Source organism: Abyssibacter profundi, assembly GCF_003151135.1.
Taxonomy (GTDB): Bacteria; Pseudomonadota; Gammaproteobacteria; order Nevskiales; family OUC007; genus Abyssibacter; species Abyssibacter profundi.
Genome location: NZ_QEQK01000019.1, coordinates 37,867 through 54,640 on the forward strand (window position 1 = coordinate 37,867; position 16,774 = coordinate 54,640).

Genomic DNA, 16,774 nt, shown 5'->3' on the forward strand with positions numbered 1-16,774 from the left:
ATGGAAGTTCGCGGCAAGCGTGTCTGGGTCACCGGTGCCTCTTCGGGCATCGGTGCTGCGCTGGCCGTGGCCTTTGCCGAGGCGGGTGCTCGGGTTGTTCTGAGCGCCCGCCGGCAGGCCGAACTGGAACAGGTTGCCGAACGCTGCGGTGATGACAGTCTGGTCGTCACCCTGGACGTCACCGATCAGGCGTCCATCGATGCCGCCGTGCAGCGGGTCAATGACGCCTGGGGCGGCGTCGATATCCTGGTCAACAATGCCGGGATCACCCAGCGTTCTCGGGCCACCGAAACTGACATGACGGTTTATCGGCGCCTGCTGGAGGTCAATCTGTTCGGCACCATCGCACTCACGTCGGCGATGCTGCCCGGCATGCTTGAGCGCGGTGAAGGTCAAATCGTCTGCATGTCCAGTATTGCCGGCAAGGTCGGAGCCCCGTTACGCACCGGCTATTGCGCGGCCAAGCATGCCGTCGTGGGGTACAGCGATGCCCTGCGCGCGGAGGTCCAGGACCACGGCGTGCACGTACTGGTCGTCTGTCCTGGGTTCGTCAATACCCCGATCTCTTACGCCGCGCTCAAGGGCGATGGCCAGGCGCATGGCAGCATGGATGCCGATCAGGCGGCTGGCGTGCCGCCCGAAACCGTGGCTAGCCGTACGCTGCAGGCGATTAATCGGGGTGAGCACGAGATTCTGGTCGGCGGTAAGGAAATCCTGGCCGCGCACCTCAAGCGTATTTCCCCGCGCCTGCTGGCCCGCCTGACACGCCGCGTGGCGGCGCAGCGCAGCCGCTAATCGTCCTGGCGAGCGAGGCTGGCTTGGCCCAGCCCTTGCCGTCTTCACACAACGATGCACAGACCCTCCACGCCCCCGTCGCGTCGCGGGCCGGCCTGTGCAATGCTTGCTGCCTCGACACCGCCGGATGCAGTCCGTGACGGGTGAGGGGACCTGAACCAGCGAGGCCGATGGACGCGCACACCATACTGGCGGCAAGCCCTGCGTTCGCGGGGCTGAATGCAAAAGCACTGAATCTTCTGGCGGATGCGGCCGACAAGCGTTTGTTGCGACCGGGCCATGTGTTGTTCAACGCCGGGGATCACGCCGAGTCTTTCCACGTCATCGGCACCGGGCGTCTGCTGCTGCTGCGACCCGAAGACACGGGCTTCACGCTGCTTCGGGAGCTGGTCCGCGGGGAAGTGGTGGGGGGCGTCTCGATGATGACCGGCGAGCGCCGGCTGACACGTGTTGAGGTGTTGCGCGAGAGCGTTGTCGTCACCATCTCTAAACGGGCCTTCGACGTGATCGCCGCCAAGCACCCGCACGAAGCCATCGAGATCATCCGGTTTCTGGTCGGTCGATTGGTGCGGACCATTAACAGCCCCGGTGAGGCGCCAACCGCGCAGTCGCTGGCGACGATTGCACTGGTGCCTGGGCATCCGGGCATGGACCTGGTGCGAGTCGCCAATGCCATGGCGGCGGCGATGTCGCAGCAGGGCGCGACCTTACGGCTGAGCGCCGACCGGGTCGACCGGGCCCTTGGCCAGGGTGCGGCCAACAGTATGCTGGACGATACGGAGCGCTCGGAGCAGGTCGCCGCTTGGCTCAGCGAGTTGGAAACCCAATACCGCTATCTGATCTACGCCACGGACGGGGATGATTCACCCTGGTCGCGGCGTTGCATTCGTCAGGCCGACCGGGTGCTGGTGGTGGTTGACGGCGCCGCCTCAGCCCGGGCGACGCCGGAGATTCGGGCGTTCCAGTCCATCCGAGGTCGGACCACCACGGAACTTTGCATCGTGCACTACACGGGCGAGAAGACCCGGGCGCAGCCGCACGATTGGAACGCGCTGTGCCAGACCGATTCCGTGCTGCATGCCACGCTGGACCAGCCTGAGAGCATGGAGCGTCTGGTGAGATTGCTGACCGGACGCGGCCTCGGTCTGGTGCTCGGCGGTGGGGGTGCCCGGGGCTTTGCCCATCTGGGCCTCTGGCAGGCGCTGGAGTCGCTGGGGATCGAGTTCGATGTTCTGGGCGGCGCGAGCATGGGGGCGTATGTGGCCGCGCTCATGGCCATTGGGCATGACTGTGACGAGGCCAAGCGCAATCTGCGTGAGACCTTTGTTGATCACAATTACCTCAATGATTACGTCGTGCCGCGTGTGGCCATGATCAGCGGTAAGAAGTTTCTGCGCAGGCTCGACGAGGTGTTCGGATCCCGGCGTATCGAGGACCTGCACATCCCGTATTTCTCCGTGAGCACCAACCTGTCCCAGGGCGAGTCCGTCGCCCACCGCGAGGGCGTGCTGCGTGACTGGATAGCCGCCAGCATGGCCGTGCCCGGCATCGTGCCGCCTTTGGTCTGGCGGGGCGACCTGTTATGTGATGGCGGGGTGCTGAACAGCTTGCCGGTGGACAAGATGCGGGAGCTGGGCCGCGGCCCCATCGTGTCTTGCGATGTGAGCAACCGGGAGCGGTTCATGATTCCCCAGGAGGCAGACGATCGCCCCGAGCCCCTGCGTTGGCAGCGCGGGGTCGAGCGGTTTCCCGGAATCGGACGATTGCTGCATCGCGCAGCCACCGTGGTCAGCTCCGAAACCATCGCCCGGCGCGAAACCGACGCCGAGTGCTACATCCACATGCCGGTGTCGGGAGTCGGGATGTTCGATTGGGACCGCATGGACGAGATTATTCAGGCGTCTTACGACTATGCCATGCCCCGGCTGGAGGCCTTCCTGGAGTCCGAAGAGGGCCGATTGACCCAGCAGCGGGCCGCAGGCCGGCACGCGGTGCCTGCACCCGAGGCCTGATCAGCGGCCGACGCGGCTGTCGTCAAAGCTTTGCAGAAACGCCAAGCCCACCTCATCGGTGTAGCAGTCCAGGCTCCAGGACTGAATAAACCCGCAGTGTCCACCGAAGTCGGTCACTTCGAGACTGACGCCGTCGGGTAGTGTCAGACCTTCGAAGTCTTCGATCGGAATCACCGGGTCGTCAGCCGCGGTGAGAATATGCGTGGGTACGGTCAATCCGGTCAGCCCGTCGCCGGTCAGGGTGTAGGCCTGCAGATAGTCGCGGTAGTCCGCATAGGGCGTGAACCGCGGCGCGAACAGCGCCGTGGCCTGTTCCAGGGTCTCGGTGTTCCGCATGTCTGCCAGCTCATGCACGCCGGGGTGTGCGGCCTCTTTGGCCTGCAGCGAGCGCGCCCATTTGCGCCGGAAGTACGTGCGATAAAGCGCAATGCCCTGATCAATAGCCTGGGTGGTCGCCAAGGGGTTAATGGCCGGGCTGACCGCCAGCAGGCCACGGATATGCAGGCCTGCTTCCGTCGCGGCGCGGGCCGTGCGCAGCGCGACATTGCCGCCCATGGAAAACCCCATCAGAAAGGGGGCATCCCCGCCTGGCAGCCGCCGGCCGATGTCACGCAGCGCGCCCACCGTGTCTGACAGTCGCGTGGAAACAAAGGGTTCGACGTTCAGGTGATGCGAGTATCCATGGTCACGCAGGTTGAGACGCACGATGGCGTATCCGGCTTCCCAGAGCCGGCTGGCCATGGAAAAGAGATAGACCGAGTCGTGGCAGCCTTCCCAGCCGTGGATCAACACCACCTGGCCGCGCCCCGCCGGATTGCCGGGCTGCGGGCTGACGTGGGCGTATAGCCGCACGCCGTCACCACAGTTCAGGGTGATGCGCCGGCTGGCCGCCTGCATGCCGGGCATGCGCGCGGCAATCCAGTGCCGGCGGGCTGACGAGGAGGCCAGAATGCTCTGCAAATGCGGGTTTTGCAGCCAGCCCGGTGGCTGGTAGGCCGCGGTGGTCAGCGTTCCGTTGGTCGGGGCCTGGATGGTCACGCGGGGTCGGCGATGAGCAGGCGTTGCATGACCGCCTCATACACACGGGTGAGCCGGGGCAGGTCGTCGACGCGCACGCATTCATCAATCTGATGAATCGTGGCGTTAATGGGGCCGATTTCCACGACTTCGGTGCCCAGCTGGGCGATAAAACGACCATCCGAGGTGCCGCCCGCAGTGGACTCCGTCGGCGTCTGACCGGTTTCGACCTGTAGTGCCTCCACGGACGCCGCCCGCAGGTTGCCCGGGCGGGTCAGGAACGGTTCCCCCGACAACCACCAGTCCAGCTGGTAGTTCAGCCGCTTGGCGTCGAGTAAATCGACGACCCGCTGGCGAATGGTCGCGGCATCGAGTTCAGTGGAATAACGCAGGTTGAAGTCGAACTCGGCCGTGCCCGGAATCACATTGGTCGCGCCGGTGCCTGCGCGGACATTGGTGATCTGAAAGGAGGTCGGCGGGAAGTCATCGTTGCCGGAGTCCCAGGTCATCTGGGCCAATTCGTCCAGTGCCCCGAGCGCATGGTGGATGGGATTGTCGGCCAGATGCGGGTAAGCGACATGGCCCTGACGCCCCAGGACGGTCAGGGTGGCACCAATCGAGCCCCGGCGCCCGACCATGATGCGGTCGCCAAAGCTCTCCACGCTGGAGCATTCTCCGATCACGCAATAGTCGATGGTCTCGCCGCGCTCGGCAAAATGTTCGACCACGCGGCGGATGCCGTCGCGTGCCGGACCCTCTTCGTCGCTGGTCAGCAGCATCGCCAGACGACCCGCGTGGTCCGGGTGCGCGGCGACAAAGCGCTCCATGGCGACAATCATCGATGCCAGTCCGGACTTCATATCGGCGGCACCTCGCCCGAACAGGTGGCCGTCGCGTTCGGTGGGCTCGAAGGGCGGGCTGGTCCAGCGCTCTGCGGGGCCTGGCGGTACGACGTCCGTATGGCCCGCAAAGCACAGCGTGGGACCGTGCTGACCGCGCGTGGCCCACAGGTTCGAAACCTCGCCAAAAGGCAGGGATTCGATCTGGAACCCCAGCGCGCTCAGACGCTCGGCCAGCATCGCCTGGCAGCCTGCATCCGCCGGAGTGACCGACGGACGTTCCACCAGCGCCTTCAGCAGCGCGAGTTCGGCTGGCTGGCTGGTGTCCAGGCGGGGCGGGGTTTGGCTCATTCGGTGGCCGCGTTGCGCAGCAATTCGTTAATGCCCACCTTGGCCTTGGTGCGCTGATCCACGCGTTTGACGATGACCGCGCAGTTCAGGTTGTAGCGCCCCTGGTCCTTGGGGAGCGAGCCCGGCACGACCACGGCACCTGCAGGCACCCGGCCGAAGCTGATGCTGTCCGCTTCGCGGTCGTAAATGGGGGTGGACTGGCTGATGTATACACCCATGGCGATGACCGCGCCCTGTTCGACAATGACGCCCTCGACAATCTCGGATCGTGCGCCAATAAAGCAGTCATCTTCGATGATGACGGGCGCGGCCTGCAGTGGCTCCAACACGCCGCCAATGCCGACACCGCCGGACAAATGCACATTGGCGCCAATCTGGGCGCAGGAGCCAACCGTGGCCCAGGTGTCGACCATCGAACCCGCGCCAACGTACGCACCGATATTGACGTAGCTGGGCATGAGCACCACGTTGCTGGCGATGTGCACGCCACGGCGCACCATCGCCGGTGGCACCACGCGCACGCCATCGGCGCGGAAGTCTGCTTCACTGTAGTTGGCGTACTTGCCCGGCACCTTGTCGAAGTAGCGGGTCTCGGCGCCCTCGATCAGATGATTGTCATACAGGCGGAACGAGAGCAGCACGGCTTTCTTGGCCCATTCGTTGACCGTCCAGCCGTCAGAAGTGGGCTCGGCGACGCGCAGGGTGCCGGCGTCGAGCAGACCCAAGGTCTGTTCCACGGCGTCACGCAGTTCGGCGGGGGCGGCGTCCGGGCCGAGCGAGGCGCGCTCTTCAAACGCGGCGTTGATCTGGGATTCAAGCGAGTTGATGTCGGTCATGGTCACTCAATGTAGGCCACGGCTTCATCGGTGCTCAGGCTGTCTTCCGTTTGCAGCACGCGCGTGAGTACGCGTCGCAATTCGTTGAAGACGGCCGGATCATTGATGGGCCGGTGTTGGCTGTCGGTAATGAAAAAGACGTCTTCTGCACGCTCGCCAATGGTGCCGATCTTGGCGGCCACCAGCAGAATGCCGCGCTTGCGGAACACCCGGCCGACGATGGATAGCAGGCCAGGGCGGTCGCCGGTGACCAGTTCCATGATGGTCCGGCCGCGGTCGGCATCGCTGCTGAAATACACCTGTGTGGGCGTGCGGAAGTGGCGTAGCCGCCGCGAGGTACGACGCGTGACGTTGACGCTGGAGATGTCGGGATTCGCGAGCGTGGTGCTCAAGCTCTCGACGATCTCTTCGCGGCGATGGCCCTCGCTGATGGCTGAGCCGTCGCCTTCGCAGATGGCGTAGCTGTCAAACGCGTAGCCATCGTCGGTGGTTTCCAGGCGGGCATCGAGCACGGTCAGGCCCAGCTGGGCCAGCACCCCGGTGGTCACCGCAAACAGGTGATCCTGGTCTTCCATATAAATGAAGACCGTGACACCGCCGGTGCTGGTTTCGCCCAGCGTGACCAGAGGCGCGGCGGAGCGGTGGTTCAGGATCGCCACCGTGTGGTGGGCGATCTCCTCGTCCGAGTGGCGCAGGAAATAATCGTTGCCCAGGCGCGTCCAGAGCTGATGCACCGCGTCGGTGTCGGCATCGCGGCCGATCCGCTGCAGGGCGGCGTCCTGGGTTTCCTGGGCCAGCACATCCCGGTCGATGGGGTTGGCCAGCCCGCGTGACAGCAGGCGGCAAGTGGTCAGGTACAGGTCCTTGAGCAGGCTTTCGCGCCAGGAATTCCACAGCGCCGGATTGGTCGCTCGGATGTCGCAGGCGGTCATCAGGAACAGGTAGTCCAGATGCGTGCGGTCACCCACGGCTTCGGCGAATTCCTGGATGACATTCGGATCGGTGATGTCTTTGCGCTGTGCGGTCACAGACATCACCAGATGGTTGCGCACCAGCCAGGCCACCAGCTCGCTATCCCATTGCGGCAGGCCATGGTCCAGGCAGAAGGTGATGGCATCCTCGGCGCCCAGTTCCGAATGGTCGCCGCCACGGCCCTTGGCGATGTCGTGGAACAGACCCGCCAGATACAGCAGCTCTGGCTTGGGGATGCGATCCATGATCTCGCTGAAGAACGGATGCTCGTCGCGGAACTGCGGCATGGCCAATCGGCGCATGTTGCGGACCACGAACAGCGTGTGCTCATCGACCGTCAGCGTATGGAACAGGTCGTACTGCATCCGCCCGATGCTGTTGCCAAAGGCCGGGATGTAGCGACCCAGCACGCCGTAGCGGTTCATTCGGCGCAGCGCCCGGGTGAGTCCGCCCGGCTGCCGGATGATTTCCATGAACAGCGACTTGGCGCGGATGTCGCCACGGACGCGATCGTTGATCAGCTTGCGATCCCGGCGGATCAGCCGCAGCGTCTGTGCCCGAATCCCGCGTAACTCCGTGCGCTTCTGCAGCAGCAGGAAGATCTCCAGCAATGCCTGGGGATTGCGACGGAAGACGCCGGGGTCGACCACCTCGATATACCCATGGCGGGCCTGGAAACGGCGGTTGATGCGGGTCGGCTCGGCGTCGTTGTCCGGATGTAGGATGCTCTCTTCGAACATCTGGAGCATCAAGTCGTTCAGGCAGGACAGCGCCTTGATCTGCCGGTAGTACAGCTGCATGAACTGTTCAACCGCGCGGTTATGTGACTGGTCCACAAAGCCGAACAGCTCGGCAATGCGAACCTGATAGTCGAACAGCAGCCGGTCTTCGTGGCGATCGGCGATCAGATGCAGGGCAAAGCGAACGCGCCAGAGAAAATCCTGACCCGCGACCAGTTCGGCGCATTCCTGGGCCGTGAGCAGGCCGTGGCGCTTGAGATCGGTGAGGGTTGCACCGGGAAACTGGCGCTTGGCCACCCACAGAATGGTGTGGATGTCGCGCAGCCCGCCCGGGCTCTCCTTGACGTTGGGCTCCAGCTTGTAGCCGGAGTCATCGTACTTGGCATGCCGCGCGACCTGCTCGGCCTGCTTGGCGGCAAAAAAGCGATCCGTGGGCCAGATACTGTCGGTGCCGGTCTGGGTCTGCATGGCCCGGTGCAGTGTCGAATCCCCGGCCAGCAGTCGCGCTTCCATCAGGTTGGTCATGATGGTGATGTCGGCCCCGGCCTGTTCGCGACACTCCTTGGCCGAGCGCACGCTGTGACCAACATTCAGCCGCAGGTCCCACAGCATGGTGAGGAACTGCTCCAGAACCTGATCGGCCGAACCAAGGCCTTCATCCGGATACAGGACCAGCAGGTCGATGTCGGAATGGGGCAACAGTTCCGCCCGTCCGTAACCTCCGACGGCCACCAGGGCCAATCTTGCCGCTGCGTCGCCCAGTGTCTGGGCCCAGACGTGCGCCAAGGTCTGGTCGATCAAGCGCGTGTTCGCGCGGACCAGTGCATGGGCGGAGACCCCTGCATAAAAATTCGTGGAGACGAGATCGCGGCCCCAGGCCAGCACATCGCGCAAGGCAGCGACATCGCTGCCGGCCTCGGCCAGGCGCTTATCCAGCTTGCGCGCACTGATGACGTCGGGCTCGTCCTCAATGCCGAAGATAACCGGATCGGACTCCATTAAATTTCGCCGTCGCGCAGCGTCAACACTTCGAATCCATCGTTTGTCACCAGAATCGTATGCTCCCACTGCGCGGACAGGGAGTGGTCCTTGGTGACCACGGTCCACTGATCCGGTAGCAGCCGGGTTTCCTTGCGCCCTGCATTAACCATGGGCTCGATGGTAAAGGTCATGCCCGGCTTCAGCTTCATGCCGGTGCCCGGCCGGCCGTAGTGCAAGACCTGGGGGTCCTCATGAAAGACCCGGCCAATACCGTGGCCGCAGTATTCGCGCACCACTGAAAAACCGTTGGATTCGGCGTGCTGCTGAATCACCGAGCCGATGTCGCCCAGCGTTGCCCCGGGCCGCACCTGTTCAATGCCCGCTACCATGCATTCATGCGCGACCTCGGCCAGGCGCTTGGCGCGCACGGTCGGTTCGCCCACAAAAAACATTTTGGAGGTGTCGCCGTGAAACCCGTTCTTGATGACGGTGACGTCGATATTGAGCGCATCGCCGCGCTTCAGCTTTTTGTCGCCGGGAATGCCGTGGCAGACCACATGGTTGACCGACGTACAAATGGACTTGGGGAAGGGCGGGCGTGAACCGCTGCCGCCATAGCCCAGCGGTGCGGGCGTCGCCTTCTGCTGATTGACGATGTAGTCGTGGCAGATGGCATCGAGCTCACCCGTGGTGACGCCGGGTTTGACGTGCTCGCCGATCATCATCAATACATCGGCGGCCAGCGCGCCAGCCACGCGCATGGCATCAATTTCTTCGGGCGTTTTGATCGAAACAGGCATGCAGGGTCCAGAGTAAAAAAGCGCCCGGGTGGGCGCTTGGATTCATTCAGGCCGTTATGGTATAAATCGCGCGCCGCAAAGGCAATTCGGCGCTTCTCGTGTCGATTGTCTAGCGGTCAATCTGACTTCTCACACGCTCCATACAACGTCATGCGGGGTGTCTCGTTCGCGGGATCGGCGTGGCGGGCAGCGTGGAGGCCCAACCCCGTACAACTTAGGAAATCCACATGGCTGATATCACCATGCGCCAGCTGCTGGAAGCTGGCGTGCACTTCGGGCATCGCACCCGTTACTGGAACCCGCAGATGGAACCTTACATCTACGGGCACCGCAACAAGATCCACATTATTAACCTTGAGGAGACACTGCCCCTCCTGAAGGATGCCTGCAGCTACGTCAGCCGTCTGGCTGCCAACGGCGGCAAGGTGCTGTTCGTCGGCACCAAGCGTGCGGCCCGCGAAGACATTCAGGCTGCGGCCGAGCGTTGTGACATGCCTTACGTGAACCAGCGCTGGCTGGGCGGCATGCTGACCAACTTCAAGACGGTTAAGCAGTCCATCCGCCGCCTCGAAGTGCTGCAGAAGATGGTCGAAGACGGTTCCATCAACCGCGTGACCAAGAAGGAAGGCCTGCAGCTGCGCCGCGAAATGGAAAAGCTGGAGCGTTCCATCGGCGGTATCCAGAAGATGAACAGCCTGCCGGACGCGCTGTTCATTATCGATGTTGGCTACGAGAAGATCGCCGTTGAAGAAGCCCGCAAGCTGGGTATTCCCGTGGTCGCCGTGGTCGATACCAACAACTCGCCGGACGGTCTGGCCTGCGTGATTCCGGGCAACGATGACGCCATCCGCGCCATCCGTGTCTACACCAACGCAATCGCCGACTCGGTGCTGGATGGCCGTGGCACCGTGACCACGGGCGCTGCCAAGGGCAACGACGAATACGTTGAAGTGACCGAAGACGCGCCTGCCGCGTCCTGATCGAATCTTTCGGAGTCGAAATGGCTATTACAGCTGCACAAGTTAAAGAACTGCGCGAGCGCTCCGGCGCCGCGATGATGGACTGCAAGCGCGCGCTGCAGGCCACGGATGGCGACATCGAAGCCGCCATCGAAAAGATGCGCAAGGAAGGCCAGGCCAAGGCTGATAAGAAGGCCTCGCGCGTGGCTGCCGAGGGCATTGTTCGCGTGGCCGTTGATGGCACGCGTGCTGCCATTGTTGAAGTCAACTGCGAAACCGACTTCGTCGCCAAGAACGACGGTCTGGTCGCTCTGGCTGACGATGCGGCCAAGGCCGTGGTCGGTGGTGACGTGGCGGATGTCGAAGCCCTGTCTTCTGTCAGCGTTGACGGCGAGACGTTCGATGAGCGTCGCCGCAACCTGATCGCCAATGTGGGCGAGAACATCAACATCCGTCGTTTCGCCACGCTGGATGGTGGCGATGTGGTCGCACATTACCTGCACGGCGAACGCATCGGCGTGATCATTGGCCTGAGCGGCGGTGACGAAGCACTGGCCCGCGATCTGGCCATGCACGTCGCAGCCAGCAAGCCGGAGTTCGTATCGGCTGATGATGTGCCGGCCGAGGTGCGCGAGCGCGAGAAGAACATTCTGGTGGCCCAGGCTGCCGACAGCGGCAAGCCGCCGGAAATCATCGAAAAGATGATCGTAGGTCGCCTGAACAAGTACCTGGGCGAGATCACGCTGCTGGGTCAGCCGTTCGTCAAGGACCCCGACCAGACCGTGGCCAAGCTGCTCAAGGCAGCGGGCGCCAGCGTGACCGGCTTCGTCCGGTTTGAGGTGGGCGAGGGCATCGAGAAGGAAGAATCGAACTTCGCTGAAGAGGTGATGGCTCAGGCCCGCGCCTCGGCCTAACGGCTGAACGTCAAGGCCCCGGACTCCGGGGCCTTTTTTTGCCCGATAGAATCGGGTGGAATCACCGGCCAACTGCGGCGTGCCCGGGCCGGGGCAACAGACCAGCGCCGCTCAACCACTGGAGATGTCGATGCCCGAACCTGTCCATAAGCGGATTCTGCTCAAGTTTTCCGGCGAGGCGCTGCTGGGGGATTCCGATTTCGGGATCTCGTCCGAGGTGCTCTCCAAGCTCGCACGCCAGGTCTGCGAGGTCATGGACATCGGTGTCGAGGTCGCCATTGTGGTGGGCGGCGGGAATATCTTCCGCGGCGAGGGACTGGCGGGCGGCGGTATGGACCGCGTGACCGGCGATCACATGGGCATGCTGGCGACGGTGATCAACGCACTGGCGTTTCAGGACGCCATCGAGCGGGCTGGCCGCAAGGTGCGCGTCATGTCCGCGATTCGCATTAACCAAGTCTGTGAGGAGTACATCCGCCGGCGTGCGATCCGCCACCTGGAGAAGGGCCGGGTCGTCGTGTTTGCCGCCGGGACAGGCAACCCTTTCTTCACCACCGACTCCGCAGCCAGCCTGCGCGCCATCGAGATCGATGCGGATTTGATGCTCAAGGCCACCAAGGTCGATGGTGTTTACACCGCCGATCCCATGCGTGACCCCACCGCGACGCGTTACGATCGTGTGTCTTACGACGAGGTGCTGGACCAACGCCTGAAGGTGATGGACCAGACGGCCATTGTGCTGTGTCGGGACCACAAGGTACCGCTGCGTGTGTACGACATGACGGCGGACGGTGACCTCATGAAAATCGTGACCGGCGACACCAGCGTCGGCACTCTGGTAGACGGGACCAACGAATGATCCAGGACATCCTGAAAGACGCTGCGCAGCGCATGAGCAAGAGCATTGACGTGCTGCAGCAGGAATTCACCAAGATTCGCACCGGGCGGGCGCACCCCAGCCTGCTCGACCATGTGACCGTGGACTATTACGGCTCGGAAGTGCCGCTGTCGCAGGCCGCGAACATCACCAGCGAAGACGCGCGCACGCTGACCATCCAGCCGTGGGAAAAGACCATGGTCGCGCCCATCGAAAAGGCGTTGATGAAGTCGGACCTGGGGCTGAATCCGAATACCGCGGGCACGGTCATCCGCATCGTGCTGCCGCCGCTGACGGAAGAGCGTCGGCGTGACCTGGTCAAAGTGGTCCGCGCAGAAGCCGAGAGCGCCCGCGTGGCCATTCGCAACGTGCGCCGCGATGCCAACTCGGATCTGAAGGAACTGCAGAAGGAGGGCGAGATCTCCGAGGATGATCTGCGTCGTTCCGAGCAGGACATCCAGAAGATCACCGACGAGCATGTGGCCAAGGTCGATGCCAAGCTGGCCGCGAAGGAAGAGGAGATGATGGCCGTCTGAACCGGCTGTTCGTGCCGGAACAGACGTCGAACGTCGTGTCTATTCCTCAACATGTCGCCGTCATCATGGACGGCAACGGCCGCTGGGCGCGCCGACGCGGGCAGCCCCGCACCGCGGGTCATCGGGCGGGCGTCAAAGCCCTGCGGGCCCTCGTCGAGCAAAGCATCCGATCCAAGCTGGGTTATGTCACCGTTTTCGCGTTTTCCAGCGAGAACTGGTCGCGGCCGTTGCAAGAGGTCCGTGTGCTCATGGAGCTCTTCATGCGCGCACTGGATCGCGAAGTCGCCGAGCTGCATGACAATGGTGTGAGGCTGCGCTTTATCGGCGACCATGGTCGACTGGCGCCGGCGCTGCGTGAGCGTATGGCCAAGGCCGAGGCGCTAACCGCCGGTAACAGTCGCTTGCAGCTCGCCATCGCCGTTGGCTACGGTGGCCGAGACGATCTGGCACGCGCCGCAAAGCGCCTGGCTCAGGACGTCGCGACCGGGCAGGTCAATCCATCCGATATCAATGAAGACCTGCTCGGGCGGTACCGGGATCTGGGCGATTGGCCCGACCCTGATCTGTTCATCCGCACCGGAGGAGACCAGCGCGTGAGCAATTTCCTGCTTTGGGACCTCGCCTATACCGAGTTGTACTTCTCGCCGGTGCTTTGGCCCGACTTCAATGGTCAGACCCTGATCGAGGCATTGGATTGGTTCGCAGACCGCGAGCGTCGATTCGGTGGCCTGCTCGAGGCGAGTTCCTAATGCTCTGGAAGCGGATTGCCACGGCGGTGGTGCTGGCGCCGATTGCGCTGGCATTGATCTGGTTCGGTCCGGCCTGGGCTGTTGGCGCCATCATCGCGCTGGTGCTGCTGCTGGCGGCCGAGGAGTGGGTCCGCTTAAGTGCGCTGACCGAAACCTCCTGGCATGCCACCTTCACGGCCGTGTCGGCCGCCTTGCTGATCGCCGCCTTTGGCCTGGACAAGGGCAGCCTGATTGTCGATGCCACCTTGTTGCTGGGCTGCGCCTGGTGGGTTTTCGCGGCAGGCTGGCTGAAGGCCTACCCGGCGATTTTTCGCGACGGGCGCGTCTCGCCTGCAACGGCGGCGGCGTCGGGCTGGCTGATGTTTATTCCGGCGTACCTCGCGGTGATGCTGCTGCACGGACACCCGGGGTATTCAGGCCCCTTGCATGTGCTGTTGCTGCTGGCGCTGGTCTGGGCCGCAGATACCGGTGCCTATTTCGCAGGTCATCGCTTCGGCCGCCGTAAGCTGGCGCCCAGCATCAGCCCCGGCAAAACCTGGGAAGGGTTTGTTGGCGGCTTCGTGGCTGCCGGGCTCATCGCCGTGCTGACCGGCTTGTTCCTGCTGCCGACTGGTGCCTGGGGCCTGCCCGGCTTCGTGCTGGTCTGTCTTGTGGCGGTGGCGTTTTCGGTGGTCGGGGATCTCTCTATCAGCATGTTCAAGCGGCAGGCCAACGTGAAGGACACGGGCCAGCTGCTGCCCGGGCACGGGGGCATTCTGGATCGGCTGGATAGCCTGTTTGCGGCTGCACCCGTGCTGGCACTGGGCCTTCGCTGGTTGGGAGCATGACCACCGGGATTGCCATTCTGGGAGCGACCGGGAGCATCGGTGCCAGCACCCTGGATGTGATTGAACGCCACCCCGGCCGGTTTCGCTGTGTCGCGGTCTCTGCACGCCACGACGTCGAGGGAATGTTGGCGATCTGCCAGCGCCACCGGCCTGCGCTAGCCGCCATGGCGGATCCCCAGGCGGCGGCCACCCTGGCTGCCCGATTGCGGGATCTGCAGCTGCCAACCGAAGTGGCGACCGGGGCGGCGGGCCTGCTGGCCGTTGCCGAGCACGAAGCCGCGGATCAGGTCATGGCCGCGATTGTCGGCGCAGCCGGACTGCTGCCGACGCTTGCGGCCGCACGCCGTGGCAAACGCGTGCTGCTCGCCAATAAGGAGTCGCTGGTGATGGCCGGCCAGCTCCTGATGGATGCCGTGGCCGAGAGCGGGGCGGATCTGCTGCCGATCGACAGCGAGCACAACGCGATCTACCAGTGTCTGCCTGGTGACTATCGCTGCGGTGCCGCGCTGCCCGGGGTCACCGAGATTCTGCTGACGGCCTCCGGTGGTCCGTTCCTGGAGACCCCTTTGTCGCGGCTGCCCGGCATGTCACCTGATGATGCCTGCGCACACCCCAACTGGGAGATGGGGCGCAAGATCAGCGTGGATTCGGCCACGATGATGAACAAGGGGCTGGAGGTCATCGAGGCCGCGTGGCTATTCAACCTGCCGCCGGACAAGATTCGCGTGATCATCCATCCGCAAAGTGTCGTGCATTCCATGGTGCGCATGGACGATGGCTCCGTGCTCGCGCAGATGGGACAGCCAGACATGCGAACCCCGATTGTCTATGGCATGGCCTGGCCCGAACGCATGGATGGCGGGGTGGCTCCGTTGGATCTGGTCACGGCGGGTCCGCTGGATTTCCGCAGCCCGGATCTGGAGCGGTTTCCCTGCCTGCGCCTGGCGCAAGATGCGCTGTCCGCTGGCGGCACCGCACCGCTGGTGCTCAATGCGGCCAACGAGGTGGCGGTGCAGGCCTTTCTGGACGGGCGCGTGGGATTCACAGCCATTGCCGAGGTGATTGCCAACACCCTGGATCAGACAGCGGTCATGCCCTGTCCAGGCGACGTGGACGACATCGTGGCGCTGGACCAGGACATTCGTCGGGTCGCCGGGGAATTAATCGGACGGTGCGAGGGTCGAAGGCAGCATGCTTGATCTCCCTTTCAGCAGCGTGCTGGTTTCCGCCATCGCGTTCATCGTTGCACTCGGCGCTCTCGTGGCGTTTCACGAGTTCGGGCACTTCTGGGTGGCGCGCAAGCTCGGCGTCAAGGTGCTGCGCTATTCCATTGGTTTCGGGCGACCGATCTGGTCGCGCGTGTCACCCCGCACGGGGGTCGAGTACGCCATCTCGGCTATTCCGTTGGGTGGCTACGTCAAAATGTTGGACGAGCGCGAGGGGCCGGTGGCCGAAAGTGACCGGCCTGCAGCGTTCAACGTGCAACCCGTCTGGAAGCGGATTTGCATTGTGGCGGCGGGGCCGGGCGCCAACTTCATTCTGGCCATTGCCGCCTACTGGCTGGTGTTCGTCATCGGCTCCACCGCGCTGCGCCCAGAACTGGGCCCGGTGGCCGATGGCACGCTGGCTGATCAAGCCGGTCTGGAGCAGGGCATGGTCGTCACCTCGGTGGGTGGCGAGCGCATCCAGAGCTGGGATCAGCTCCGCCCCCGGCTGATCGAGGTCGCCCTCAGCGGCAAACCCGTACCCGTTGAGGTGCAGACGGCTGCGGGTGCTGCCCAGACCACAACCCTGGATTTATCGGGGGTCAGCGCCGATCCGCAGCGTTTATTTGAGACGCTGGGGCTGACACCGCCCGCGTTCGAAGTGCCACCGGTGATTGGCGAGGTGGTAGCCGATTTGCCCGCAGCCCGTGCCGGCCTGCAGTCAGGCGATCAGATCCTGTCGATGGATGGTCAGTCCTTCGAGACCTGGCGGCAAATGCGTGACTGGGTGCGGGCGCATCCCGGCGAGGCCGTTGACGTGTCGCTGCGGCGCGGGGGCGAGACGCTCGACCGGACCATCCGGCTGGAGCAGCGAGAGGACGACAGCGGGCGCTACGGATACCTGGGAGCTGGCCCGCAGATTCCTGACGGCTTTTACGACGCGCTGCGGGTGCAGGTGCGCTACGGGCCGTTGGCCGCGGTGGCCGAGGCGGCGTCCCAGACCTGGCGCATGTCCTGGCTGACCCTGCGGATGATCGGCCGCATGATCACCGGTGATGTATCGGTCAAGAATGTTTCGGGCCCAATTCACATCGCCGAATATGCCGGCTATTCGGCGCAGGCTGGCATTGTGACCTTCCTGAGCTTCATGGCCATTGTCTCGGTTAGCCTGGGTGTTCTGAACCTGCTGCCGGTGCCCGTGTTGGATGGGGGGCATCTGCTGTATTATCTCGTCGAATTGGTGAAGGGCTCCCCGATCTCCGAATCCGTTCAGGCGGCCGGCCAGCAGATTGGGCTGCTGCTTCTATTCATGTTGATGAGCCTCGCCTTCTATAACGATATCAGCCGGCTCATTGGATAAATCC

At 63.8% G+C, this 16,774-nt stretch carries 15 protein-coding genes; 10 read left to right on the plus strand and 5 right to left on the minus strand.

Annotated elements, in window-relative coordinates:
• Positions 1 to 795, plus strand: a complete 795-nt coding sequence (locus DEH80_RS16010; protein ID WP_109721530.1) for an SDR family oxidoreductase — start codon at positions 1 to 3, stop codon at positions 793 to 795.
• 170 nt (positions 796 to 965) lie between these two features.
• A complete protein-coding gene (locus tag DEH80_RS16015; protein ID WP_109721531.1) occupies positions 966 to 2,807 on the plus strand; it encodes a cyclic nucleotide-binding and patatin-like phospholipase domain-containing protein in 1,842 nt (613 codons plus the stop codon).
• Here DEH80_RS16015 and DEH80_RS16020 read toward each other — a convergent pair whose 3' ends face one another.
• Genes DEH80_RS16020 through map form a run of 5 tightly spaced genes read right to left on the minus strand, consistent with a single transcriptional unit; the run spans position 2,808 to position 9,343 of the window.
• Positions 2,808 to 3,845 carry a YheT family hydrolase gene (locus tag DEH80_RS16020; protein ID WP_109721532.1) on the minus strand — a complete coding sequence of 346 codons (1,038 nt, stop codon included), beginning with the start codon at positions 3,843 to 3,845 and terminating at the stop codon, positions 2,808 to 2,810. It lies immediately after the preceding gene.
• Positions 3,842 to 5,014, minus strand: a complete 1,173-nt coding sequence (dapE, locus tag DEH80_RS16025; protein ID WP_109721533.1) for a succinyl-diaminopimelate desuccinylase — start codon at positions 5,012 to 5,014, stop codon at positions 3,842 to 3,844. The genes DEH80_RS16020 and dapE overlap by 4 nt, the downstream gene beginning before the upstream one ends.
• Positions 5,011 to 5,850, minus strand: coding sequence for a 2,3,4,5-tetrahydropyridine-2,6-dicarboxylate N-succinyltransferase (dapD, locus tag DEH80_RS16030; RefSeq protein ID WP_243412834.1), 840 nt, complete (start codon positions 5,848 to 5,850; stop codon positions 5,011 to 5,013). Before dapD ends, dapE begins: the two co-directional genes overlap by 4 nt.
• A gap of 2 nt (positions 5,851 to 5,852) precedes the next feature.
• Positions 5,853 to 8,561, minus strand: coding sequence for a [protein-PII] uridylyltransferase (gene glnD / locus DEH80_RS16035; protein WP_109721534.1), 2,709 nt, complete (start codon positions 8,559 to 8,561; stop codon positions 5,853 to 5,855).
• Positions 8,561 to 9,343, minus strand: coding sequence for a type I methionyl aminopeptidase (gene map, locus DEH80_RS16040; protein WP_109721535.1), 783 nt, complete (start codon positions 9,341 to 9,343; stop codon positions 8,561 to 8,563). Before map ends, glnD begins: the two co-directional genes overlap by 1 nt.
• A 227-nt stretch (positions 9,344 to 9,570) precedes the next feature.
• Between map and rpsB the strand changes: the two genes are divergently transcribed.
• From rpsB to rseP, 8 genes are all read left to right on the plus strand, one after another.
• The gene (gene rpsB, locus DEH80_RS16045; RefSeq protein WP_109721536.1) at positions 9,571 to 10,323 is read left to right on the plus strand and encodes a 30S ribosomal protein S2; all 753 of its coding nucleotides are present in this window, start codon (positions 9,571 to 9,573) and stop codon (positions 10,321 to 10,323) included.
• A gap of 20 nt (positions 10,324 to 10,343) precedes the next feature.
• Entirely contained in the window at positions 10,344 to 11,216 is an 873-nt protein-coding gene (gene tsf, locus DEH80_RS16050; RefSeq protein ID WP_109721537.1) for a translation elongation factor Ts, read from the plus strand.
• Between the two features lie 130 nt (positions 11,217 to 11,346).
• Positions 11,347 to 12,075: a UMP kinase gene (gene pyrH, locus DEH80_RS16055; RefSeq protein ID WP_207774656.1), complete on the plus strand. Its 729-nt coding sequence runs from the start codon at positions 11,347 to 11,349 to the stop codon at positions 12,073 to 12,075.
• The gene (gene frr, locus DEH80_RS16060) at positions 12,072 to 12,629 is read left to right on the plus strand and encodes a ribosome recycling factor (protein WP_109721538.1); all 558 of its coding nucleotides are present in this window, start codon (positions 12,072 to 12,074) and stop codon (positions 12,627 to 12,629) included. Before pyrH ends, frr begins: the two co-directional genes overlap by 4 nt.
• A 35-nt stretch (positions 12,630 to 12,664) precedes the next feature.
• Entirely contained in the window at positions 12,665 to 13,378 is a 714-nt protein-coding gene (gene uppS / locus DEH80_RS16065; protein ID WP_109721556.1) for a polyprenyl diphosphate synthase, read from the plus strand.
• On the plus strand, positions 13,378 to 14,205 hold the full coding sequence (locus DEH80_RS16070; RefSeq protein ID WP_109721539.1) for a phosphatidate cytidylyltransferase: 828 nt from the start codon (positions 13,378 to 13,380) through the stop codon (positions 14,203 to 14,205). Before uppS ends, DEH80_RS16070 begins: the two co-directional genes overlap by 1 nt.
• On the plus strand, positions 14,202 to 15,404 hold the full coding sequence (ispC, locus tag DEH80_RS16075) for a 1-deoxy-D-xylulose-5-phosphate reductoisomerase (RefSeq protein WP_109721540.1): 1,203 nt from the start codon (positions 14,202 to 14,204) through the stop codon (positions 15,402 to 15,404). The genes DEH80_RS16070 and ispC overlap by 4 nt, the downstream gene beginning before the upstream one ends.
• Positions 15,397 to 16,770 (plus strand): RIP metalloprotease RseP, encoded by a 1,374-nt coding sequence (gene rseP, locus DEH80_RS16080; RefSeq protein WP_109721541.1) that lies wholly within the window; start codon positions 15,397 to 15,399, stop codon positions 16,768 to 16,770. The genes ispC and rseP overlap by 8 nt, the downstream gene beginning before the upstream one ends.
• Positions 16,771 to 16,774: the final 4 nt, after the last annotated feature.

Excerpts from the sequence above, each read along its gene's own strand:
- DEH80_RS16010 (WP_109721530.1), top strand. The coding sequence starts at position 1 with ATGGAAGTTCGCGGCAAGCGTGTCTGGGTCACCGGTGCCTCTTCGGGC.
- DEH80_RS16015 (WP_109721531.1), top strand. The coding sequence starts at position 966 with ATGGACGCGCACACCATACTGGCGGCAAGCCCTGCGTTCGCGGGGCTG.
- dapE (WP_109721533.1), bottom strand. The coding sequence starts at position 5,014 with ATGAGCCAAACCCCGCCCCGCCTGGACACCAGCCAGCCAGCCGAACTC.
- dapD (WP_243412834.1), bottom strand. The coding sequence starts at position 5,850 with ATGACCGACATCAACTCGCTTGAATCCCAGATCAACGCCGCGTTTGAA.
- glnD (WP_109721534.1), bottom strand. The coding sequence starts at position 8,561 with ATGGAGTCCGATCCGGTTATCTTCGGCATTGAGGACGAGCCCGACGTC.
- map (WP_109721535.1), bottom strand. The coding sequence starts at position 9,343 with ATGCCTGTTTCGATCAAAACGCCCGAAGAAATTGATGCCATGCGCGTG.
- rpsB (WP_109721536.1), top strand. The coding sequence starts at position 9,571 with ATGGCTGATATCACCATGCGCCAGCTGCTGGAAGCTGGCGTGCACTTC.
- tsf (WP_109721537.1), top strand. The coding sequence starts at position 10,344 with ATGGCTATTACAGCTGCACAAGTTAAAGAACTGCGCGAGCGCTCCGGC.
- pyrH (WP_207774656.1), top strand. The coding sequence starts at position 11,347 with ATGCCCGAACCTGTCCATAAGCGGATTCTGCTCAAGTTTTCCGGCGAG.
- frr (WP_109721538.1), top strand. The coding sequence starts at position 12,072 with ATGATCCAGGACATCCTGAAAGACGCTGCGCAGCGCATGAGCAAGAGC.
- DEH80_RS16070 (WP_109721539.1), top strand. The coding sequence starts at position 13,378 with ATGCTCTGGAAGCGGATTGCCACGGCGGTGGTGCTGGCGCCGATTGCG.
- ispC (WP_109721540.1), top strand. The coding sequence starts at position 14,202 with ATGACCACCGGGATTGCCATTCTGGGAGCGACCGGGAGCATCGGTGCC.
- rseP (WP_109721541.1), top strand. The coding sequence starts at position 15,397 with ATGCTTGATCTCCCTTTCAGCAGCGTGCTGGTTTCCGCCATCGCGTTC.